Here is a 23266-nt window from a genome sequence, read left to right on the forward strand (position 1 = left end):
AAAAATATAGTATTTACACTATGTTATCTATATATCTTGGTTAAAGTATATAATAGTTTGCTATTACTAATGTTATTTTTACATGTATCTTTCATTAAAATTGATTTGATAATATACTATTAGTTCCAATTAAATTTTGGATAGGAATCTGAAAATTGTATTGGTATTATTAATGAAATTTCCAGTGTGGCTAGTGAATAATACAATGTAATATTGTAAGTGGTCAACTCCTAATTTGGTGAATGTTATTGGTGTTATAAATTAAAAAATAGGGTTAGGAGTTCAAACTCCTAAAAATCTTTTTCGTCAAATTCGATTCCATCTTTAAATTCGATTTTATCGTCTTCGATTCCAACTAAGTCTTTGAATTCTTTCATTTTTAATGTTTCTTTTTTATGTTCTAAGAATCCATAAACTGATTTGTGTCTGGAACCATTTAAAATCATTTCAACAGCTTCTTTAGCAATCATGATGTTTTCCATTTCACCAATAAATGAAACGGTTTTACCATACACTGCCATGTCAACTTCTGCCATTTCCATAATTATTTCACGTGTTTTTCCATCTTTTCCAATAATTCTTCCTTTATGTCTTGCAAGGGCTTTTTTTGATTTTCCAATATATAATGGTAAGCTAATTACTTCAAGATAAATGTCATCACTAACTAATTTAAGTGCAACTTCTGGATTAAATCCACGGGCTACTGCTTTAACAATATGGTTTGCATTCCATACTCCTAATGGATCCTCCATGTCTTCTCTAGGTGTGATATAAACTGTGCCTTCATCACTATCGATGTCTAGGATGGTTCCGGTAGCTTTTTCAATGGATTTTTTAACATTACCATTGCTTCCAATCAATGCTCCTACTCTATTTTGAGGTATTTTCAAATAATCTGTTTCTGGCATAATATCACCTTTTTTTAGTTAATAATATTTTTTTAATCTATTTTATATAATAATTTCTAAAAAAGTGGTTAGATTTTAGAGTTTCATTGTTTTCAAATCTTTGTGTTGAAGTTAGTCAATGAAATTTGGAATTAAGGGGGTTGGTATTGAAAAGATGTTTGCATCCATACTCTTTTAGTTATAACTGAAAAGATGCAATAGCCATATTTAAAATTGGTTGATATTTCTGTAAAAAAAGAGATTTTGGTCATAAAAAAGAAATAGTTGAAATAAAATTTCAACATTATTTCCTTTAAAATTAATTATTCTTTAGATTTTAAGCTAAGGGTTTGTTTTTCAATTGCAATTTTTTGATCTAAGATATCTGAAATTTCATCCATTTCTTCATTTAAAAATTCGAGATCTTCTTCAATAGATGCTAATTCGATTACTCTTTCCATATCTTTTTCAAGATTTTTAATTAAATCATTTTTAGCTTTTTGCATTTTTAATTCATATTTCAATAAGATTTCTTCTAAATTATTTGTTGCTTTAAATAAAATGAATTCGATAGGTTTTTCGTCTTCTTCTACAATTTCCTTGTCAACAGCATCTAATAATTTAGTAATCTCTTTATCAGCATCATCTTCCACTTTATCGATTATTTTAATGGCTTTTTCAAGATGTCCTTCAATTTTTTTGTCAGCATAGGATGCTTTCATTTTTAATTTTCTTTCTTCATGGTTGATTTTAGCTTGTGCTTTTTTTTCTTCTAATTTTGCTTTTTGTTCATCGATTTTTACTGAAAATTTTGCTTTTTGTTCATCAAAACTCATAATTTCACCTATATTTTATTTAGATAAATTAATTTTTATATTATATATATTAATATATTTTTTTATAACCTTATGATTGGAATATATTTTTTCAAGTGAATAATGTCTTAATATTACATAATCTTAAATAAAATAAATTCATTATTTATTATTGATGGCAAATAATATTTTTAATAAGTTAACTGATAGGCATGCTGCCATTACTGATGGTGTTTTTGCAATCGCTATGACAATTCTTGTTTTGGAATTTGCGGTTCCAACAGTAGCGGAAATATCATCTGGTGTTGCTTTGAACGAATATTTTATAAATTATCTGGCACCGTCCATTTTAATTTATTTCATAAGTTTTTATATTGTTTATAATTTCTGGGAAAATACTGTCATTCTTTTTAATTTTAATAAAATAAGCTATGGTATATTAACCTTAAACATACTTACAATGGCTTCTGTTTGTTTAATACCATTTGCAACAGGATTTCTTTTTAAGTTCTACAATTATACTAATGTAAACTTATTCTTTTCATTATTGGTACTAGTTATTAGTTTATTATACGTATTGATATTTATATTATTAATTAGGAATAATTTTAAGGGATATTTCGATAAAAAAGATGAAATAAAAAACTCTCTTCAGAATGATGGAATTGAATTGCCTAATTTAAAATTATATGTTAAAGGGGTCATATTAACATTGTTTTATATCTTGTTGGCGCCGATTGGCACTTCATTAATATCTATTGGATTGGCTTTCATATCTCCATTATTGAGTGTTTTATCCTTTTTATTAACTTTAGTTTTCGTATCTGTAATTCGTATGAAACGTATAAGCAAAGACAGTCTGGAAAATGTTGATTTAACGGATGATGAAAAAGAGTTTGTTGACAATATTCGAAAAAGCATTTATGGTGAATGAGGATGTTCATTTAATATAATTGTATTTAACAAAAATGATATGTGGAAATGCATTGTTTTTAGTGTATTATTTGATAATCTACAATAATTCACATTTCATACTTTTTTTTTAACTGGTATTAGGTTGGCTATGGATGTCTACAACAATTTGTGAATATTAATCAATATATTTATATTATTTTTAAAAGAAAGAAATAATCGGTGCAAGATTAATGAATAATCAAAGTCAATGGAATTCAAGAATTACTTTTCTTTTAGCCATGATTGGTGCGGCTGTTGGATTGGGAAATATTTGGCGTTATAGCTATGTGGTTTATTCCAATGGTGGAGGAACATTTTTTATACCATATCTGATTGCAATTCTAATTATGGGCATACCATTTCTTGTATTGGAATATGGTATTGGGTTTAGACATAAGGATTCATTTTCCAATATTTTAAAAAGCATTAATCCTAAATTGGAGTATGTGTCCTGGGCATTAGTTTTAATTATCTATTTTGTTTTAATTTATTATGTGGTTATAATAAGTTGGGATTTGGTATATTTGGGTGCTAGTTTTAATTTTAGCTGGGGAGCGGATTCTGCACTTTATTTTGTAAAAAATGTTGGTGGGAGCTCAAATTTATCTAATATGGCAAGTTTCATAATTCCAACAACTATTTCAATGGTAATTGTATGGATTTTTGTCTGGTATATCTCACATAATGATTTAAACGATGGAATAGGTAGGGCTTCAAAAATTTTAATGCCTTTGCTTTTTTGTATAATGGCTTTTATTATTGTTTTCGCATTAACACTTCCTGGTGCGGGCATAGGAATAAATGCATTATTGAAACCGGATTGGCAAATGCTTTTTAATATTAATATTTGGCTGGCTGCTTTTTCACAAATTATTTTCTCATTAAGCATGGGAGAGTCCATTTCATTAACATACGCAAGTTATTTGCCTGAAGGATCAAAATTAACTGACAATGTTTTGATTGTGGTTTTTGCAAATTGTGTATTTGAGGTATGTACTGCATTTGGAATATTTTCTATTCTAGGATATATGTCTTATACTTCCGGAACTCCAATGGTTGAATTGGTAAGTGAAGGTACTGGTTTGGTATTTGTTGTTTTTCCAATGATTTTTAATATTATGGGTCCTATTGCCCGTATAATTGCTCCATTATTATTTGTAGCGATATTATTTGCCGGAATATCTTCTGCTGTTGCAGTATTCGAACCAATGATTAATTCATCAATCCATAAATTCAATTGGTCTCGTAAAAAAACAGTAACTGTATGGTCCATAGTTGGTTGTATACTTTCATTATTGTTCACAACAGGAATTAGCAGTTATATGGTGGGGATTGTCGATAGTTTCATTACAGGATTTTGCATTCTTTTTTTAATTGTAATTCAATGTATAATATTCACATGGTTCTATGATGTTGAGGGCGTTATTCCTATATTGAATGAAAATGATAGGGTTAAAGTTGGAAAAACATGGTTATTTGTACTTAAATATGTATTGCCTTTATTCTTATTGTTCATGTGGATTACTGGGGTATATCATTTACTTTTAAATTCAAATAATTTTGAATTAATTGTTTATGGAATCATTTCTGTTGTTGTGTTAATATTGAGCTATATTTTTACAAATATCAACAAAGAACATCATTGAGTATATTTCCTGTAAAAATTTCGATTATCGATGAATTCTTTGGCCTGTTGGTAAAAGTGTAGTCAACAGGTTGATTTTCATTGATATGATGGATTTGTAATCAATTAAAAAAAGGGAGAGTTTTGAGTTTAAAACTCAAAACATTTTAAAATTTATTTTATGACAACTTTAACCTTTTTACTAATAGCTTTGTAGGTATTGTCTCCTGCAAATTTAGCTAATGCAGTATATTTGCCTTTTTTAGCAAAGTTCACTTTAATGGTAGCCACACCTTTATTGTTGGTTTTAGCTTTGAAAGTTTTATTTTTAATTTTTAAGGTGACATATTTGCCTTTAATGGCTTTTCCTTTTGCATTTTTCAAAGTTACTTTAACTGTTTTTTTAGCTTTTACTATCTTTTTATTATTCCTCCATGCATATTAAAAAATTTAGAATATTTTAAACATTCGTATATATTATTCTAAATCAGAGGGTATATAAATTTATTTAAAATATTGAATTTTATTTAAGTATTGTCATAAAAAAATGTGTAAATGATAATATAATGTAATATATTTCTTTATAATATTAAATATTCTAAATTAAAATTGAATTAAATATTATTTATAATACTTTATTATTATTAAAAATTATTAACAAATATATAAAATAAAATTAATAACTTTCAAATTAATGCTTTTATCAGAAAAAAATTTTCTATAAAAAAATAAACTTATAGATAAAAATTATATAAAATGCGATTTTGAACAAAAAAATTTAAAAAGAAATTAAATATTCAAAAAATTACAAAATTATTTGACAATTGAATATATTTAATTATAAATTGGAGCAAAATATTTCGTATTTTCTAAAAAATTATTTTTGCATTGGTTATTGCTAATGTTTAGATTAGTTATCAATTTTAGCACTTATTTTAGGATTCTTTAAATTTGTTTTCAGCATATGCAATCTCTTCATCATTGGCATTTTGGGGGTGATGTCTAATGTTCGTTGATTTTTTCCGATTTCTTATTGATGTATTTAAAACTTCGGATTAACATATTCCCAAATTTCATCAAAATTGGTTTTAACGCCTAATTTGGTATATTCCCTTACTAATGTGTTAATGTCACGTTCAAGCAATTCTTTTGAAATGGGATTGTCAAGAACTACTGACTGGGATACGTCAATTATCACAGGCTTTTCATTTAAATTTAGGATATTATAATTGGACAAGTCTCCATGCACCAGTTTTGCTTCGTTCACGAATAATTTTAATTGAACCAATAACTTATTGAAGAATTCCTCCGGATTTTGTGGAGGTTGATTTTTAACTGGTTGTGCAGGATTTCCTTCGTCATCACCAATAAATTCAATGAGTAACACATTATTGGAGCTTGTAATCGGTTCTGGAACATTAACTCCTGCAGAGTATAATCTGGTTAGGTTCTTGAATTCTTTTGTAACCCAAGAATAAATAATTTTTCTTTTATTTTTGGTTTTAACGTTAAATCTTGGATCACCTTTAAGGTAATAATCCATTTTTTTAAAATCAGAAGTGGCTATCCTATAGATTTTAACGGCCACAAACTTTTCATCATCGGTAATGCCTGTAAGTACATTGGCTTCTTTTCCGGTACTTATGGCACCATTTAAAACATCAATGTATCCCTGATTAGCTAGCTTGTATAATGTCTCTAAAGTAATTTTATCAAAAATTTCATTCCCGGTTTTTCTCTCGGAATTGTCCTTTTTTCTTTTTTGTGAATGTAACTTTTCATGCTTGGCGTCAGCTTTAGCTACTTTAGGATCCATTTAAATCAAAAAAAATAAGTTAATAAGGCTTACATTTTTAAGTAGCCTTTTCTTTCAAGCCAATTTGATTCGGTTTTTGTGTATCTCCAAATTACATCGGCTTTTTCATCAGATTGGAAATCCCATGGTTTTACAAGGATTACGTCTCCTTCACGAATCCAAATACGTTTTTTCATTTTTCCAGGGATTCTGGTCATTCTGATATTTCCATCAGCACAGCGGACTTTTAATTTTCCATGTCCCATGATTTGTTCAACTACTCCAGGGATTTCTCCTTTTTTAGGAGTCCTCACTCTTCTGTATTCTTGTTGTTGATTTTGATTAGGTTTAGACAAATACTCTCCTCCAAAAATATAATAGCATTTAAGCATAAGATTAAATTATTTATATATTTATCAAGATATTATATATTAAGTTATTGGATTTTATATAAAGTGAATACTATGGGTACTGAATTTTTAAAAATTAAGGAATGCGAAGAGGCAATTGATATTATTCAAGAATTATTTGATGAAAATCTAAAGCCCCAAAGCGAAGAAATTGATGTTGGCGAAGCTTACGGCAGGATTTTGTATGGGGATGTTTATTCCAGAATGGATTTTCCACCATTTGATAAAGCATTAAAGGATGGATTTGCTGTTTTGTCAGAGGATAGTTTTGGAGCTTCTGAAGAATCACCAAATACTTTGGAAGTCATTGATTTTTTAGAGGCTGGTGCCATAACCGACAAAAAGGTTGAAAAAGGAAAATGTATTGAAATTAGTACTGGTGCGGCTATGCCTGAAGGTGCAGATGCTGTTTTGATGGTGGAATATGCTGAAAAAATGGGTGATAAGGTTAATCTCTTAACTACTGTAACACCTTCACAGGATGTCGCCCGTAAAGGTTCTGACATTGAAGAGGGAAACCTTATTCTTAAAAAAGGCGATTTCTTAAATCCTGGTAAAATTGGAGTGTTGCTTTCGCAGGGCTTTGAAACTATTGAAGTTTATAAAAAACCGAGTGTCGGCATAGTATCTTCTGGTAATGAAATAACTCTTCAGGGCGAAGAGCTTGAATATGGAAAAATCTATGATGTAAACGGTGGAATGATTAAAAACGATGCCGTTTCCTGTGGTGCTGATGCTAAATTTTTAGGTGTCATGAGAGATGACTATGATGAAGTTAAGCAGAAAATCACAGATTCCCTAAATGAAGTGGATATATTGTTCTGTTCCGGCGGAACCTCTGCAGGTCTTGGAGATGTCCTAAAGCATGTATTGGATGAGCTGGGTGAAGTTCACATTCATGGAATTTCAGTTCAACCTGGAAAACCGACAATTGTTGGAGTCATTGATGGGAAACTTGTAATTGGCCTTCCGGGAAATCCTGTTTCCGCTTTGATGATATTCAATGCATTTGTAGCTGAACCTTTAACAAAACTTGCCGGCATTGAAAAAGACTTTGAACTTGAAACTGTTAAAGGCAAAATCACAAAAAGAATCCATTCGCAAGTCGGAAGGATGCAATATCAGCTTGTAAAAGTTGATGGGGAGAATATTCAGCCAATTTTTAAAGATTCAGGTGCAATCTTTTCACTTTCAACTGCCGATGGTTATGTAAAAATTCCAAAATTGGTGGAACTGGTTGACGAAGGTGAAGAAGTAGAAGTTTATTTATTTAATTAGATTATAAAATTTATGTAGGTGTAATTATGGATTATGAAGTAAAAGTAATTCCAGAACAAAAGTTGGGTGTTATTAACTGTAAAACCCCAATCGAAGATTTAGGTGTATTTCTTTCTATATTGATGGATTGGGTTGATACTGAAGATATTGAAACAGATGGTGATCCATTCATTGTTTACTTTTCACCAAGACATGAAGTAAACCAGGGCGACGTGGTTTATGATGTAAGTATTCCAATTAAACAGGATGCTGAAGAAACTGATAGAATTCGTGTTGTAGACATGATTGAAAATAAGGTTTTGAGTGGAATGCACTATGGCTCAACTGAAAATATTATGGATACCTATGCCGAATTGGTTGAAGTTGCTCAAACTAATAATTATGATATAATAGGTTCTCCAAAAGAAGTTTTAATCAAGAATTTCTACAACTGTGATGATGAAAAAGATTTCATTACCGAAATACAATTGCCTATTATAGAAATGTAGGTGATGATATGTCTAAAAAAGAATTGGATTTGGATAAGGAAGTCGAAAAGCTTGCTCGAAAATCCAACTTAAATATGAGAAAATCGGAATATGCTTTTGAAAAGCAGCTAAAAAAATTGGATGCTGATATTGACAGTCTTGTAAATGAAAAGATAAAAGATTTTGACATTGATAAAAAATTGACTGAGCAATATCTAACAATCGACTACAGCAATTCCACAGTTGACAGGTATAGAGAAAAGTTAAAGAAAATTTAAATTTTCTCTCTTTTTTTTAATTTTGACCAACCACTCTTAAATCATGCACCAATAATTTTGGAAGAATAAATGAACCGTATTGCTTGATTTCTGATTTTAATCCTTCTACTTGTTTCATGATTTCAAAGATATTTCCTGAAATCATTGCTTTATTGATTGGTTCGGTAATTTCTCCATTTTCTATTTTGAATGCGTTATTTGCTTCTACTGAAAAGTCTCCTGAAATTGGGTTGGCAGTATGCGCTCCAAGTACGCTGGTAGTCAGCACTCCTTTTTTAATTTCGGATAAATCTTTCATTTCATCAAATTTGAACTCAAGATTTGATGGGGAAATCATTGGAGTTGATAAATAGCTTCCTCGATATCCATTTGATGTTGTTTTTACACCTTCCTTATTTGCTGTGTAGATGTCATATATAAATGAATTTAAAACACCGTCTTTAATCAATTCAGTAGTTTCGGATACGCTTCCTTCACCATCACATCTTGTTGTATTCATTCCCTTTTCCAATAATGGGTTATCAATAATGCTCAATGATGGATTGACTATTTCGCTGCCGATTTTATCTTTCAATATTGATCTTCCTCTTGCCACATTTTCCCCATCAAATGCTGTGATGAATGTTTGAAGAAGTCCTGTAGCAGCATAATAATCTAAAACAACATTATAATTGTCTGTTTCAATAGGTTTTGAATTTAGGGAACTTTTGGCCAAATCACATACTTCATTGGCTAATTTTTCACCATCCAAATCATAAAATCTTGATGATGCGGAATTATATGCTGTTGCAACTTCACCATCCTTTTGAATGGTCACAGATAATGAGATTCCAAATCCTGTTCCGTTATTTTCTATTGAAACACCGTTTGAGTTAAGTATTAATGACCTTCCAGCACTTGCAGAAAAACCAGATTCCGTAACTTCACATCCGCTATCGATAGCCTGTGATATTACACTTTTTAGCAATTCTACGGATTCATTCAGGTCAAGGTCGTTAAATCTTTTATCATAAACTTTTTTGACATCTTTTACTTTTTCCACTTCTGCGAAGGAATAATTTTCATCGATTTTGTTTAATTTTGTATTTTCAATTGACTGTTTTGCGGTTTCGGAAATTTTATTGAGGTTTGAAGTAAATGCAAAACCAATTTTATTGTCTTTTATTACTCTAATTCCTATTCCTGCTTCAATTTCTTCTTTTGCAAAATCTAATTCGTCCTGTTTAGAATCCAGTTCAATTAGTTTGGATTCATCAACATAAATTTCATAAGCATCACAATTGTTTTCAACTTCTTTTTTTGCTTTTTCGGCTATTTCATAAATCATATTATCACTTATAGGGCAAATTTTTCAATAGCTTCAGCTACGCCGTCACCAAACTTATTTTCGCAGGTATATGTGCTTATCTGTTTTAATTTATCTTCTGCATTTCCGACAGCTATTTTATAACCTGCTTGCTTTAAAAAGTCTTCATCGTTTTGGCTGTCTCCAATGGCCATGACATTGTCCATGTTGATTCCATTCCTTTCACATAAATATTTAAGTGAAGTTCCTTTGTTAACTCTTTTATCAGTAATGTGGAGAGCAAATCCGCTGTCGTATAATTCTAATTGATCGATGTACTTAAAATCTTTCAGTGCTTCTTCAAGTTCGCTTCTGGCCAAGGTTTTGTAGAATACGGTTTCTGTCAAGCGATACATATTGTCATGGGATGCATGTTTGTCGAATTTTTTACCCAATTTCTCTTTCAGGTGTTTTTCTGCGGATGTTACAAAATCCCTTTCAACCATTGTCTCGACGGCATTGTTGTTTTCTCCTTCTTTAAAAACAACGCCACCATTTTCAGCAACTAGTCCTCCGCTGCATCCGATTAATACTTCTGCTGCATAAGCATAATTTACAACATTTCCTGTAACGATGATGGTGGGAATCCCATTTGATTCCGCTTTTCTCAATGCTTCAATTGCAGAAATGCAAATTTGTCTTTTTTCATCTGTAATTGTACCATCAATATCTACTGCAATCGCTTCTATTGTCATTTTATCACTGTCTTGAATATCTATGTGCAATATTACAGGTTCCTTCTTTACTTACCATACACGCTCCGATTGGATGTAATGGGTTGCATGCTTTTCTAAATAGTTTGCAATCTTCAGGACGTGCAAGTCCTCTTAAAATAGGTCCACATATGCATCCTTTAGGAGCTTCATTAACGTCTTTCACTTCAATGTCATATTTTTCACGGGCATTGAATTCACTGAATTCATCTTTTATTTCCAAAATGGAATTAGGTATTTTTGGAAATCCTCTCCATTCTCTTGAAGTAACATCAAATACCTGATCAATCATGTCCTGGGCAATGACATTTCCTTCTTCTCGAACTGCCCTTTTGTATTCGTTTTCTATTTTCGGTGTTTCATTATGAATTTGTCTTAGAATCATATAAACTGACATCAATATGTCTAATGGATTGAATCCGGCTACTGCCTGTGGGATTCCAAAGTCTGTTGAGAAGTATTCGAATGGTTTTGTTCCAATAATTGTACAAACGTGTCCTGGCTGTATTAATGCATTTAAGCTTGTTTCTCCCGAATTGATTAAAAAATCAATTGCCGGTGGAATTAATCTGTGGCATGAAAGTACTGAGAAATTTTCAGGAGGTTTTGCTAATAATTCTGCAGCTGTTGTAGGTGCGGTTGTTTCAAAACCTGCGGATATGAATGCAACATCGTTGTCTTCTTTTTCAGCTATTTCAATAGCTCTGTTGATTCCATATACTACTCTCACATCACCTCCCTCAGCTTTAGCATCAGCAAGAGACCTTTCAGAACCTGGAACTCTTAGCATGTCTCCAAATGTTGTGATTGTAACTCCTTTGTCGATAAGTTCCAATGCTTCATCAATTTCACGTGATGGAACGACACAAACTGGACAACCTGGACCTGCAATAATTTCAACTTCATCCGGAAGCAAACTTCTAATTCCGTTTTCCATGATTGTGTGTTCATGAGATCCACATACATGCATTATTTTCACAGGTGCGGATAATTCTTTTATTCTTTTTAATAATTCTTGTGACATATTTTTCATATTCATATTAACACCGAAGATTTAATATTACATAATAAATATATTAATTGTATTAATTAAATTTTGTTGTAAAATTCTAGGGATTGTTATGTTTAATAATAATAAAATTTTAGTAGTAATTCCGGCTCGGGGCAGTTCTAAAGTCATTCCTCGTAAAAATATGCGTTTACTTTACAGTAGGCCATTAATATATTACTCAATTAGAACCGCTAAACTATCCCAATATGTTGACGATGTTGTTGTTACTACTGATGATTCTGAAATTGCATTGCTTGCTGAAAAATTTGGCGCAAGTGTGATTAGATATACTAATTTGGTTGAAGAAGAACCTGTTTCTTTGGATGCACTTGTTCACAATGCAATGATTCAAAAAGAAAAATTAACTTTTGATGAATATGATATTGTAATAACTCTAAAGCCTACTTCTCCGTTGCTTAAAACACAGACACTGGACAAGACTATTGAAAAATTTGAAGACTTCTCAATAGATAGTGTTGTTACTGTTGTAGATGATAGGCATTTAAATTGGGGATATGATGAGAATAACAAGAGATATTTCCCATTATACATTAAAAGAGTTGAAAAAGAGTTGTTGCCAAAGTCATTTAAGGAAACTGGAGCTATATTGGCTACTCGTAGATCATTTGTACATGAAGATTCACGTTTGGGAACCAATATTGATTTGGTTGAATTATCAAGGGAAGAAAGTATCGACATTGTTAATAAGGAAGATTGGATTGTTGCTGAAAATTACCTTCAAAAGAAAAGGGTTGCGATTATTGTAAATGCATATGAAGAAATTGGAACAAGACATATTGACAGATGCTTATCTATGGCTTCAAAATTCGTTTTCCATGATATCCTATTTTTAATTGATGAGAATCATCCATTAGGTATTGATATTTTAAAGAAATATAATTATCCTTTTGATGTTTACGATGGTGAAGATGAGTTATTTGAAAAATTACGAAGATTCCATACTCAAATTGTTGTTAATGATATTTTGGACACATCTTCGGAATATATTCTTAAATTAAAAAATGAAGGTTATTTCGTTGTTAACTTTGAAGATTTGGGTGTTGGCAGTGAATTTGCCGATGTTGTATTTGATTCACTCTATGAGCATGATTCCTCTCAGAAAAATATATTTTCAGGTTATAAATATTATATCTTGAAGGAAGAATTCTATTTCCAACCTCAAAAAATAATCACTGATGAAGTAAGAAATGTATTGATATTTTTCGATGGAAGCGATTTGGACAACTTAACCGGAAAGGTATTGAATTCTATTTTGGCTACTAACTATCAAGGTAGAATAAACATTATTTTGGGATTGGATTATCCTAATAAAGAAGAGTTTGTATCTAAAATCGAATCAAATCCTGCCATTCAGGTTTATACTAACGTATCAGATATAAGCGAATTCATTTTTAAAGCAGACATTATTTTTACTTCCGCTGGAAAAACAACATATGATATCTGTTCATTGGGTGTTCCAACAATTTGCTTAAGTCAGGATGAAAGGGAACTTACTCATGTCTTTTGCAGTGAAGCAACTGGATTTATCAACTTGGGTCTTGGGGTGAATGTTGACGAGACGGAAATTGGCGAGCAATTTGTGAGTCTTGTAAATAATTTTGATCAAAGAATTGAAATGAATAAAAGAATGCTCTCCATTGATTTGAAAAATGGATTTGATAATATTTCATCAACTATTAAAGCTGAATATAGGCGGTTTAAATTACGTAAATAGGTGTTAATTTGAATATTTTTAATAAAAGACCATTTTTAATTGCAGATGTTGGATTTAATTTCTTTGACATTGCTCAAAAAGAAGGGATTTCAGACATTGATGCCGCAAAGCTTATGATTGATGAGGCAAAGTCATGCGGTGTTGATGCAGTAATGTTTCAGTCATACAGTTTGAAAAATATAATATCTCAAAATGCTCCTGCTTATTGGGATTTGTCTGACGAACCAATTGATTCTCAGTTTGAATTGTTTAAAAAATTCGATAAATTTGGTCGTGATGATTTCAAACAGTTATCTGATTATTGTAATGATGTTGGAATCATGTTTTTGTCAACACCTTATGATTTTGAAGCTGTTGATTATTTGGATGAGTTTATGGATGTTTATGCCATATCCTCTTCAGACATAACAAATATCCCATTCATTGAGTATATTGCAAGTAAGAATAAGCCGATATTGCTTTCAACAGGAGCATCGACTTTGAAAGAAATTAAAGATGCAATTGATGCAATTGAAGAGGTTTCTACTGTAGATATAGCTATTTTGCATTGTGTTTTATCACATCCTACATTTTATGAGGATGCAAATCTTTTAATGATTAAAGATTTAGCCAAAAATTTCCCGGATTATGAAATTGGGTACTCTGACCATACAAAATCCGATGAAAACATGATGATTTTAACAACAGCATATAATTATGGTGCAGTAATTTTGGAAAAGCATTTCACTCTAGATAAGACTTTACCTGGTAATGACCATGCTCATGCAATGGATGTTGATGATGTTTTAAAATTTAAAGATAATTTAAACTTCCTATCTAAAATTAGCGGTCGCATCAATAAACAACCTTTGATTTGTGAATCTGCTACAAGAAAAGAAATAAGAAGATCTGTTGTGGCTAAAAAAGATATTGCTAAGGGTAAAGTAATCGAAAAATCAGATATTGCATTTAAAAGGCCAGGAACTGGCATATCTCCAACCGATGTTGGTGATGTTATTGGAAAAGTTGCAACTGTTGATATTTTGGAAGATACTTTAATTGATTTTGAAATGTTGCAATGATGTTGGTGATGTGGTGTTTTTTTTTTAAATATTTGACCTATTCTATTGTAATGCATTCGTTAGGGCACATGTCAACACATGTTTCACAGTAACTGCATTCATCAGGGTCATTAATAGTTATTTTGCCGTCTTTAAGTACTAAAACTTCCATAGGACAAACATCGCTACAATCACCGCAGTGGTCACATTTTTCCATATCTATTGTAATATCTGCCATTTTTTCAATCTCCATTTTATTTATATAATTTAATTTAGATTTTTAGTATATAAATATGATATTTTTTTAAGTGATTTTAAAATAATAATAAAAAAAGAAATTAAATTTCTGCAGAACAATCTGCAGAATATTTGTTAATTAAAACAGCGCATTTGTCAATTGTTTCACTATCCAATTTTATTGTGCCTGTTTCGATTTTATTTAAAAGTTCTTCAACAAACAAGTCCTCATCAGTTAGTGGCATATTGATTACAACAACTTCATTGTTGATAAATCCGACTAAAGGTTCAACAAAACAGTTTTTGATATTGTTGTCGTTAAGGAAATTAATTAAATCTTCACCTAAACTCAATGATTTTTGCTTAATTTTATTGTCTTGTGAAAATTTAGCTTGCTTAGTTGTATACCTGAATTTGCTCTTGTTTTCTGAAGTGGTTACTTCTTCAATTTTGTCTTCATCTAATTCACTGGATCCAATCATGTTCAAGTTTTCATTTTCTGATTCTAACCTGAGTTTTGGATTGTATTTTTGTGAGAGAAGTGCATAGATTCCAGTTGGACCAACAACTAAATGGTTTATACTGGATGATGAAGTTGGGGTTTTAACATTGTAGAAGACATAGTAATCATCAGGAAGGGTTAATAAATGTTCTCTAATAATTCTTGTTCTTTCTTCTACTTCTTTTACATCACGAGTTTTATAAAATCCATAAATTAAGATAACCACGCCAATAATTAATGTAAATATACCAATTCCACTGTTGATAATGAGAATCTCAATTACACTTAATATAAATATGACTGCACCTATGGCAAGAATTGTTGTATTCGGATCCATATCCGGCATGTTAAATTCAGGTCCGCCATTTTCAATAAATGAAATATTTGATTCTTCAGCACTTTCATCGGGTTCTTTAATACTAATTTTATCTATTAAACCTCCAAAAGACCCATTAGATTTGCTTTCTTCAATTTTTGGATAAGTTTCGTTGATTCCTTTCATGAATTCCTCTTTAAGGAAGTTTTTCATGATGTTATAATCATTTGTTTTTGGAACCGCAAATTCTTTTCCAAATTTGGTCATGACTGCTTGAGGTATGGTTGTTCTAGCAGTTCTAACAGCTTGTTCCTGTTCTTTTTCTTGTTCTTGCTGTTTTTTCTCATCATCAGCTATTTCTAACATATGTTCTTCTGAGAAGAAGTTTTCTAGTTTATTAGTAAATGATTTTAAGGATAGGTTATCTTCTGTTTTTGTTTCTTCAGGTGTTGAATCATTAGACTTTGATTTAGATTCTTCTCTGAATTTAGCAGCTTCTTTTTTCCTTTCTTTTAGATAATTGTCCAGTTCCTTATTCATATCATCATCAAGATATCTTAAAGAACCTCCGCAACTATCACATTCATAATCAAGTATGCTATCGCTACTTTTAATTTTATATTTTAATCCACAATCCTCACATTGGACAATATATGAATTATCATATCTGAATGAATCTATAAAAGATGAACGGGATTTTTTGCTATCATCAGAATACTCTTCTAAATATTCTAACTCTCCTGCACATGAAGAACACTCGAATGTAGTAACGTCGTCGTTATCATCGAGTTGGTATTTCGCACCACAGTTCTTACAGCATACAACTTTCATATTATCCTCTTTATAATTACTTGTTATGATATTACTTTTTTATTTTTTTTATTATATATGTTTCTAAAGTAAGGTAATTTTTGATGCAATATTATTATTTAAATTTTTCCTTATTTTCATCAGTTAATTACTTATTTTTATTTATTTTTATTTGAATATAAGTAAACCTCTCCGTTTTGGTATATCTTTGTAAATGGTTCTTTGATTGTCTTATTGTCTTTGGCAATGAAGTAATCAACATTATTTTTAACCATCTCGTCCGTGAAGTTTGTTTCATTAGATTGTTTTTCGTATGAGTCTATCTGCATTTTCAGTATAAATGACATGTCTCCACCACGATCTGCCCAAATTGTTTTATTCATATATTGGGGGTCGTGATTTACTAACCATTCACCCACCGCCTTTTCTTCGGATGCTGCACTTTCAAAGTTTGGATGCATCTGATTGTCAAAGGTGTGCGGTGAATTTCCCATTGCATAAATTCCTGTACATAACAGTATTATGCAAATCAGTGCAATCGGAGCTATCACCTTAATCTTGTCCATGTATCTGATGGATTTCAATTTGTCAAAGATTAATGCTAATGATAAAATTATGTAATACACGATGGCTGGAAACATCGGTATGAAATATCTGTCCACTTTTATGTGATGGTAGGTAAAGAATGATAAATTGACTACAAACCAGTAAATCATTATAAAATCCAGTGGAAAATCATCCATGTCTGTTTCATATAATCCTCTATAAAGCGCCAAAAGGGCTAATGAAATAATTATTATTGAAAAAATAATTGAAATTTTGATGAATGTTAATACGAATATTGCTGTTCCTACGATAAAAATTGCCAGGCATATCTTATTCTTTTTATTTTTCATTATTTCTCTATTCTGGGAGCTGAATAATTTTGTCAGATATATTATTGCTCCAACAATTAATATGGTTAGGAATAGGTATGATATTCTTGATGGGTGTCCTCCAATCCATTGCATTTGGGAGATGTTAAATGCTCCTGGTTTGAGGGAATATGGAATGAAATGATTGGCTCCCATATAAATTAAAAAGTTGTCTTTATAATAAAAGATGTTGTTGTATGTTGTATCAATGACTGCATGAGTTGAAGCTGAAATGTCCTGGCCTTGGCTTAAGAAAAACATTCCAATGTTTAGATATTGATAAATTCCAATGAATATTGCAAAAACCAATGCTCCAAAACCTACTCCAATGAGAATGTCTTTTAAATTCTCTTTAATGTAAGTGATAGGTTTTTTGACCATGAAAAATTGAATCAAAAGTACGGGTATCATTAAGACTACCGTAAATCTTGTGAAAAATCCAAGGGCAACTAATGGGAATGCAATGTAGAAATATTTCGTATTTTTCCGGAATGCTAAAAGCATGAAGTAAACGGACCAGATTGAAAAGCACAATCCAGGTATATCAAGCATTCCTTTTGTAACCCATACAATAATCAGCGGAAATGTTGATAAAATCATTGATCCTGTAAAACTTAAAACTTCGTCAAATCTTAGCCTTAGTAAAAAATACATTCCCAAAGCCGAAAATATGTAAAATACGCTACTTACAATGATTATTGTTCCATCGGATATGAATCCCATTCTAAAAAAGATTGAGGTTATCATTGGAATTAAAGGAGATAATCCTCGTGTATTTGCTAATCCAGTATCATAGCCGGCATAAAACAATGCATTGTTCAAATAGAAGAATACGTCTCTGACATAGTAAACTCCGACTTTCAAATCAATATTTAGAAGCAATAACGTTATTGCAGTCACGATTATTAACAGGGATGATATTGCGAGTATATCCTTTTTATGTTCCTGTAAATTCATTTTGATACCTCATTAAAATGATCCGAATATAAAAGCCACAAATGCAATCAGCATTCCAATTTTTAGATATTTTGAGACTTTGGCTGCTGTGGTTTTATCCTGATTTTTAATTATTAAAAATGCGGAGTATAGGAATAGTAGAACTGCAATGGCTATTACTATAAGATAATATAAACCGAAGATATTGACATAGTATAGCAAGGGGCATAATGCACAATCAATGATTATTAGTATGAATGCCAAAATTGAAGTTATTTTTTCTCCATATAGTATTGGCAGTGTTTTTGCACCCTCTAACTTGTCTCCTTCCATATCTTCAATATCCTTTACAAGTTCCCGTGCAGTTGTCATGACAAATGCAAAAAATCCTAAGAATATGGATGTGATTATTATGCTTTCATGGTTTAATGTAAATCCTCCAAATACAAATCCAAATCCAGTCATAAATCCTACTGCAAGGTTTCCAATCAATGGTGTTGACTTTAATTTGTAAGCGTACAGATAAAGCACAACATCAGCCAGTAAAACAATCAAAAATGGAATCCAGTTATTGGTCAAGTAACTTATTAGAAAACCGCAGATTGTACCAAGAATAAATAATAGGTATCCATAGTTTTTCCCATTTTTTAGAGATATTCGTCCGGAAGGAATAGGTCTTTCAGGCTTATTTATCAAATCGATATGGTAATCGAAATAGTCATTGATTACATTTCCAGCAGCAGTTTCAAAAAATACTGCAAGCATTGCAAGAAATATTGGCAAATTAAAGCTTCTATCAATAATTGCAACTAAAATTATGACAATTGCACTCATAATTGCATTGCCTGGTCTTATAATTTCAATATAGGGATTCATATTATCTCTCGTAAGAATAATAATCATTTATTTTTTTATTATTTTTTTTAAATTGTATTAAATAAAGCATACTTTTATATAATTTTATTATATACATAATATTAGTATTTTATTTAATAAAAATTATACTCAAATTAAATTATTTAGCTGGTGTTATATTTGAATAAAATTAAGATAGCTATTGTTGGAATTGGTAATTGTGCAAGTTCCCTTATCCAAGGAATTCATTATTATGATGGTAAAAAACCAGAAGATGCAATAGGACTTATGCATTGGGATATTGGAGGATATGAACCTAGTGATATTGAAGTCGTTGCGGCTTTTGATGTTGATGCAAGAAAAGTAGGAAAAACAATTGATGAAGCAATTTTTGCGAAACCTAATTGTACTACTGTCTTCCAAAAAGACATTCCAAAATATGATGTTAAAGTTAGCATGGGTCATGTTTTAGATGGTGTTGCAGATCATATGTCTAATTATGATGATGAATACACATTTGTTGTAAGTGATGAGGAACCTGTAGATGTAGTAAGTGTTTTAAAAGAAAGCGGTGCTGAAATATTGGTAAATTATTTGCCTGTGGGTTCTGAAGAAGCAGCAAGATACTATGCACAATGTGCTCTTGATGCGGATGTCGCTTATGTCAATTGTATGCCTGTATTTATTGTTAGTGATGATGAATGGGATGCAAAATTCAAAGAAAAAGGAATTCCTATTGTTGGGGATGATATTAAAGCTCAAATTGGTGCTACTATCACTCACAGAACACTAGCTAATTTATTCATGGATAGGGGTGTAAAATTAGATAAGACCTATCAAATAAATACTGGTGGTAACACTGATTTTCTTAATATGTTAAATAGGGACAGATTAGACTCTAAAAAAGAATCTAAAACAGAGGCTGTTCAGTCAGTTTTAACTCAAAGAATGGATGATCGTGATATTCACATAGGTCCAAGTGATTATGTCCCATGGCAAAACGATAATAAATTATGTTTCCTCAGAATGGAAGGGCGTACATTTGGTGATGTTCCAATGAATATTGAACTCAGATTAAGTGTAGAAGATTCTCCAAATTCTGCAGGATGTGTAATTGATGCTGTAAGGTGTTGTAAAATTGGTTTAGAAAGAGGTATTGGTGGACAATTAACTTCTATTTCTTCATATACAATGAAACACCCTCCTATTCAATACACTGATGATGAAGCATATGAAAATGTTGAAAAATTCATTTCTGGCGAATTAGAAAGATAATTTTTCATTTTTTCACTTTTTTTTATTTAATTCTTTTTTTATTTCAACTCTTGTTTTTGCCTTTTTTTTAATATTTAATATAATAAATTTATATAATACAAAAAACATATATTATAGTTGGATTATTATTGATTATTTTTAAATAAATATTAAAAGAGGTGTAATTTAATGGCAAAAGTAAGATTTACAGAAACAGCTCTTCGTGATGCTCATCAATCTTTACTCGCTACCAGGATGAGAACTAGGGACATGATTCCTATTGCAGAAGAAATGGATAAAGTAGGTTATTTTTCAGTAGAAGCCTGGGGTGGAGCTACTTTTGATACATGTATTAGATATTTGAATGAAGACCCGTGGGATAGATTAAGACAATTGAAATCTGAATTTAACAGAACACCAATCCAAATGCTTTTAAGAGGGCAAAATTTGGTGGGTTATAAACATTATCCTGATGATGTTGTAACAAAATTCGTTGAAAAATCTTATGAAAATGGTGTGGATATTTTCAGGGTTTTCGATGCTTTAAACGATATTAGAAATATGGAAAAAGCAATTAAGGTTGCTAAAGACCAAGGAGCACATGTTCAAGGTACAATTAGTTATACTATTAGTCCAGTACATACTTTGGATGATTTTGTAGAATTGGCTAAAAATCTTGAGGCTCTTGATTGTGATTCTGTAGCTATTAAAGATATGGCTGGTTTAATTACTCCTTCAGCTGCTTATGATTTAGTTTCAGCTCTAAAAGAAGAAACTGATTTGCTTGTAGATTTGCATTGTCATTGTACCAGTGGTATGACTCCTATTAGTTATTATGCAGCTTGTCAAGCGGGAGTTGATGTTTTAGACACTGCTATTTCACCTCTCTCTTGGGGAACAAGCCAACCACCTACTGAAAGTATGGTTGCTGCATTGCAAGGCACAGATTTCGACACTGGTCTTGACTTAAAATTATTAACTCACATTAAAAAATACTTCGATGATATTAAAGAAAAATACGCTGGTATTTTAGATCCGATTTCTGAAAGTATTGATGCTGAAGTGTTGTTGTACCAAATTCCTGGTGGAATGCTTTCAAACCTCATTTCACAACTTAAAGAGCAAAATGCTCTTGACAGATACAATGATGTATTGGAAGAAATGCCTCGTGTTAGAAAAGATATGGGATATCCACCTCTTGTAACTCCGACAAGTCAAATTGTAGGTATTCAATCTGTAATGAATGTATTAGGTGGAGAAAGATACAAAACAGTATCTAACGAAGTTAAAGAATATATGAAAGGAATGTATGGTAAACCTCCAGCACCTGTAGATGAAAAAATATCTAAAAGAATCATAGGTGACGAAGAAGTTATTACTTGCAGACCTGCAGATTTATTGGAACCTGAATTTGATAAATTCAAATCTGAAGGTGAAAAAGAAGGATTTGTCAAATCTGATGAAGATGCATTAACTTATGCATTATACCCACCGATAGCTCCTAAATTCCTTAAAGGAGAAGCTGAAGAGGAAGAACTTAAAGCACCTTCTTTAATGGATGAAAATGATGCAATCGGAATTCCAACTCAATATAATGTTGAAGTTGATGGGGATGTATTTGAAGTTAAAATCATGCCTACCGGATTTATGGAAATCGAAGAAACCGATTCAGGAAACTTCAAACCAGTTGAAGGTGGAGTCACTTCATCCATGCAAGGTATGGTAATCAAACTCAATGTTAATGTTGGGGATAAAGTTACAAAAGGATCCACTATCTGTGTCATTGAAGCTATGAAGATGGAAAATGACATTCAGTCTGAAGTGGATGGTGTTGTAAAAGAAATCTTTATAGAGCCTGGAGATGCAGTTAGTGCAGGCGATACATTAATGGTAATCCAATAGATTACCTTTTTTTACTCTTTTTTTTGCTTTTTTCAGTAATTTTAAACTTACTAATGTTTTTATATACTTTTTAAAATTATATAATATAAAGAAGTAGTTATTTGTGGGATTATTATGAAGGATATTTTTGATGAATGTCAATTTGGAGATTTAAAACTTAATAGTAGAATTGTCAGAACCGGAACTTGGGAAACTGAAACAGAAGAAGGGGGATTTCTTTCTCCGGCTATTTATGATAGGTATGAAAAAATTGCAGGTAGCGGTGCAGGTTTGATAATATCTGAAATGTTTGCGCTTGATTACAAGGACCGTTTCGCATCATACTCTGCAAATTTAAATTATGTGGGTTTTGTAAAAGATTATAAGATGATAACCGATATTTGCCATAATCATGATGTTCCTATTCTTGGACAATTGGCATTCTTTTACTATGATGATGGTGACAATCAAAAAGCCGAACCAAATGACCTGACAATTGAAGGAATTAGGAAATTGCAATCTGAAGTAATAATGGCGGCTAAAAAATTCTCGTTCGCAGGTTTTGATGGAATTCAAATCGACATGGGAAATAATTTTTATCTGGCACGTTTCATAAATCCTTATTTCAATCAAAGAGAAGACCAATATGGTGGAAATACTGAGAATCGCGTAAGGGTTGCATCAGAAATCATTAAAGTAATTAAAAAAACAATGGATATGCATGTGAGTGTTAGGATTAATCCGTGGGATGTTAGAAAAGATGGAATGACTGCTGAAGAAAGTCTGAAAGTTGCAAAGGAACTTGAAAAAGCGGGTGCAGATAGTATTCAATTGACTGCACGTACAATTTCTTATCTTTATGATGGAAATGAAAAGAATCCATTTTTGGTTTATGTTGACAAATTAATTGATGAAATTGACATTCCTGTAATTTTAGGAGGATCTCTAAGGGACATGAAATCTATGAATGATGTTTTGAATAATACTGAAGTTGAGTTAATGTCAATGTCCAAGCCATTTGTGGCCCAGGCTGACTTTTTAGCTGATTGGAAAGCCAATGGTGGGGGAGTTTCAATTTGCCAAAGCTGCAATAACTGCTACTCTAAAAAAACCAGTACTTGCTTTAAACATTTTTAAATTTTAGTTAGCTTATAGAGTTGATTTTGTTT

At 31.2% G+C, this 23266-nt stretch carries 22 protein-coding genes; 10 read left to right on the plus strand and 12 right to left on the minus strand.

The window, feature by feature from the left end; all coding sequences use genetic code 11:
- Window positions 1-290: 290 nt before the first annotated feature.
- Both QZ143_RS01445 and QZ143_RS01450 read right to left on the minus strand, forming a co-directional pair.
- Window positions 291-908, minus strand: coding sequence for a KH domain-containing protein (locus QZ143_RS01445; protein WP_292880493.1), 618 nt, complete (start codon window positions 906-908; stop codon window positions 291-293).
- A 302-nt stretch (window positions 909-1210) separates the two neighbouring features.
- Window positions 1211-1723 (minus strand): hypothetical protein, encoded by a 513-nt coding sequence (locus QZ143_RS01450; protein ID WP_292880494.1) that lies wholly within the window; start codon window positions 1721-1723, stop codon window positions 1211-1213.
- 154 nt (window positions 1724-1877) lie between these two features.
- Here QZ143_RS01450 and QZ143_RS01455 point away from each other — a divergent pair, with 154 nt between their 5' ends.
- The gene (locus tag QZ143_RS01455; RefSeq protein ID WP_292880495.1) at window positions 1878-2636 is read left to right on the plus strand and encodes a TMEM175 family protein; all 759 of its coding nucleotides are present in this window, start codon (window positions 1878-1880) and stop codon (window positions 2634-2636) included.
- Between the two features lie 211 nt (window positions 2637-2847).
- Entirely contained in the window at window positions 2848-4302 is a 1455-nt protein-coding gene (locus QZ143_RS01460) for a sodium-dependent transporter (RefSeq protein ID WP_292880497.1), read from the plus strand.
- A gap of 152 nt (window positions 4303-4454) precedes the next feature.
- Here the strand turns inward: QZ143_RS01460 and QZ143_RS01465 are convergent, their stop codons facing one another.
- From QZ143_RS01465 to eif1A, 3 genes are all read right to left on the minus strand, one after another.
- Window positions 4455-4697: an Ig-like domain-containing protein gene (locus QZ143_RS01465; protein ID WP_292880602.1), complete on the minus strand. Its 243-nt coding sequence runs from the start codon at window positions 4695-4697 to the stop codon at window positions 4455-4457.
- A gap of 625 nt (window positions 4698-5322) precedes the next feature.
- Window positions 5323-6096, minus strand: a complete 774-nt coding sequence (locus QZ143_RS01470; RefSeq protein WP_292880499.1) for a serine protein kinase RIO — start codon at window positions 6094-6096, stop codon at window positions 5323-5325.
- Window positions 6097-6125: 29 nt separating this feature from the next.
- Window positions 6126-6467 (minus strand): translation initiation factor eIF-1A, encoded by a 342-nt coding sequence (gene eif1A / locus QZ143_RS01475; protein WP_292605355.1) that lies wholly within the window; start codon window positions 6465-6467, stop codon window positions 6126-6128.
- A 72-nt stretch (window positions 6468-6539) separates the two neighbouring features.
- Between eif1A and glp the strand changes: the two genes are divergently transcribed.
- From glp to QZ143_RS01490, 3 genes are read left to right on the plus strand one after another with little or no spacing between them, the layout of a single operon-like run.
- Entirely contained in the window at window positions 6540-7763 is a 1224-nt protein-coding gene (gene glp, locus QZ143_RS01480) for a gephyrin-like molybdotransferase Glp (protein ID WP_292880501.1), read from the plus strand.
- A gap of 26 nt (window positions 7764-7789) precedes the next feature.
- Window positions 7790-8251 carry a GyrI-like domain-containing protein gene (locus tag QZ143_RS01485; protein WP_292880503.1) on the plus strand — a complete coding sequence of 154 codons (462 nt, stop codon included), beginning with the start codon at window positions 7790-7792 and terminating at the stop codon, window positions 8249-8251.
- A gap of 8 nt (window positions 8252-8259) precedes the next feature.
- On the plus strand, window positions 8260-8508 hold the full coding sequence (locus QZ143_RS01490; RefSeq protein ID WP_292880505.1) for a hypothetical protein: 249 nt from the start codon (window positions 8260-8262) through the stop codon (window positions 8506-8508).
- Window positions 8509-8524: 16 nt separating this feature from the next.
- Here the strand turns inward: QZ143_RS01490 and QZ143_RS01495 are convergent, their stop codons facing one another.
- Genes QZ143_RS01495 through hypD form a run of 3 tightly spaced genes read right to left on the minus strand, consistent with a single transcriptional unit; the run spans window position 8525 to window position 11599 of the window.
- Window positions 8525-9835 (minus strand): TldD/PmbA family protein, encoded by a 1311-nt coding sequence (locus QZ143_RS01495; protein ID WP_292880507.1) that lies wholly within the window; start codon window positions 9833-9835, stop codon window positions 8525-8527.
- Between the two features lie 8 nt (window positions 9836-9843).
- A complete protein-coding gene (locus QZ143_RS01500) occupies window positions 9844-10548 on the minus strand; it encodes a phosphoglycolate phosphatase (RefSeq protein WP_292880509.1) in 705 nt (234 codons plus the stop codon).
- A 4-nt stretch (window positions 10549-10552) separates the two neighbouring features.
- Window positions 10553-11599 (minus strand): hydrogenase formation protein HypD, encoded by a 1047-nt coding sequence (hypD, locus tag QZ143_RS01505; protein WP_292880603.1) that lies wholly within the window; start codon window positions 11597-11599, stop codon window positions 10553-10555.
- Window positions 11600-11687: 88 nt separating this feature from the next.
- Here hypD and QZ143_RS01510 point away from each other — a divergent pair, with 88 nt between their 5' ends.
- Together QZ143_RS01510 and QZ143_RS01515 are read left to right on the plus strand one after the other, a co-directional pair.
- On the plus strand, window positions 11688-13352 hold the full coding sequence (locus tag QZ143_RS01510; RefSeq protein ID WP_292880513.1) for a UDP-2,4-diacetamido-2,4,6-trideoxy-beta-L-altropyranose hydrolase: 1665 nt from the start codon (window positions 11688-11690) through the stop codon (window positions 13350-13352).
- An 8-nt stretch (window positions 13353-13360) separates the two neighbouring features.
- Window positions 13361-14413, plus strand: coding sequence for an N-acetylneuraminate synthase family protein (locus QZ143_RS01515; RefSeq protein ID WP_292880515.1), 1053 nt, complete (start codon window positions 13361-13363; stop codon window positions 14411-14413).
- 37 nt (window positions 14414-14450) lie between these two features.
- Here QZ143_RS01515 and QZ143_RS01520 read toward each other — a convergent pair whose 3' ends face one another.
- From QZ143_RS01520 to QZ143_RS01535, 4 genes are all read right to left on the minus strand, one after another.
- Window positions 14451-14630, minus strand: coding sequence for a 4Fe-4S binding protein (locus QZ143_RS01520; RefSeq protein ID WP_292605371.1), 180 nt, complete (start codon window positions 14628-14630; stop codon window positions 14451-14453).
- A gap of 100 nt (window positions 14631-14730) precedes the next feature.
- Window positions 14731-16278, minus strand: a complete 1548-nt coding sequence (locus tag QZ143_RS01525) for an NERD domain-containing protein (protein WP_292880518.1) — start codon at window positions 16276-16278, stop codon at window positions 14731-14733.
- Between the two features lie 137 nt (window positions 16279-16415).
- Window positions 16416-18128, minus strand: coding sequence for a glycosyltransferase family 39 protein (locus QZ143_RS01530; protein WP_292880521.1), 1713 nt, complete (start codon window positions 18126-18128; stop codon window positions 16416-16418).
- 12 nt (window positions 18129-18140) lie between these two features.
- A complete protein-coding gene (locus QZ143_RS01535; RefSeq protein ID WP_292880524.1) occupies window positions 18141-18983 on the minus strand; it encodes a UbiA family prenyltransferase in 843 nt (280 codons plus the stop codon).
- Window positions 18984-19142: 159 nt separating this feature from the next.
- Here QZ143_RS01535 and QZ143_RS01540 point away from each other — a divergent pair, with 159 nt between their 5' ends.
- From QZ143_RS01540 to QZ143_RS01550, 3 genes are all read left to right on the plus strand, one after another.
- A complete protein-coding gene (locus tag QZ143_RS01540) occupies window positions 19143-20237 on the plus strand; it encodes an inositol-3-phosphate synthase (RefSeq protein ID WP_292880526.1) in 1095 nt (364 codons plus the stop codon).
- 168 nt (window positions 20238-20405) lie between these two features.
- Window positions 20406-22118 (plus strand): sodium-extruding oxaloacetate decarboxylase subunit alpha, encoded by a 1713-nt coding sequence (oadA, locus tag QZ143_RS01545; RefSeq protein WP_292605381.1) that lies wholly within the window; start codon window positions 20406-20408, stop codon window positions 22116-22118.
- A 114-nt stretch (window positions 22119-22232) separates the two neighbouring features.
- Window positions 22233-23234 (plus strand): tRNA-dihydrouridine synthase, encoded by a 1002-nt coding sequence (locus QZ143_RS01550; protein WP_292605383.1) that lies wholly within the window; start codon window positions 22233-22235, stop codon window positions 23232-23234.
- Window positions 23235-23266: the final 32 nt, after the last annotated feature.

It is taken from the genome of Methanobrevibacter sp. UBA188 (genome assembly GCF_905234905.1).
In the GTDB taxonomy this organism is placed as follows: Archaea; Methanobacteriota; Methanobacteria; order Methanobacteriales; family Methanobacteriaceae; genus Methanocatella.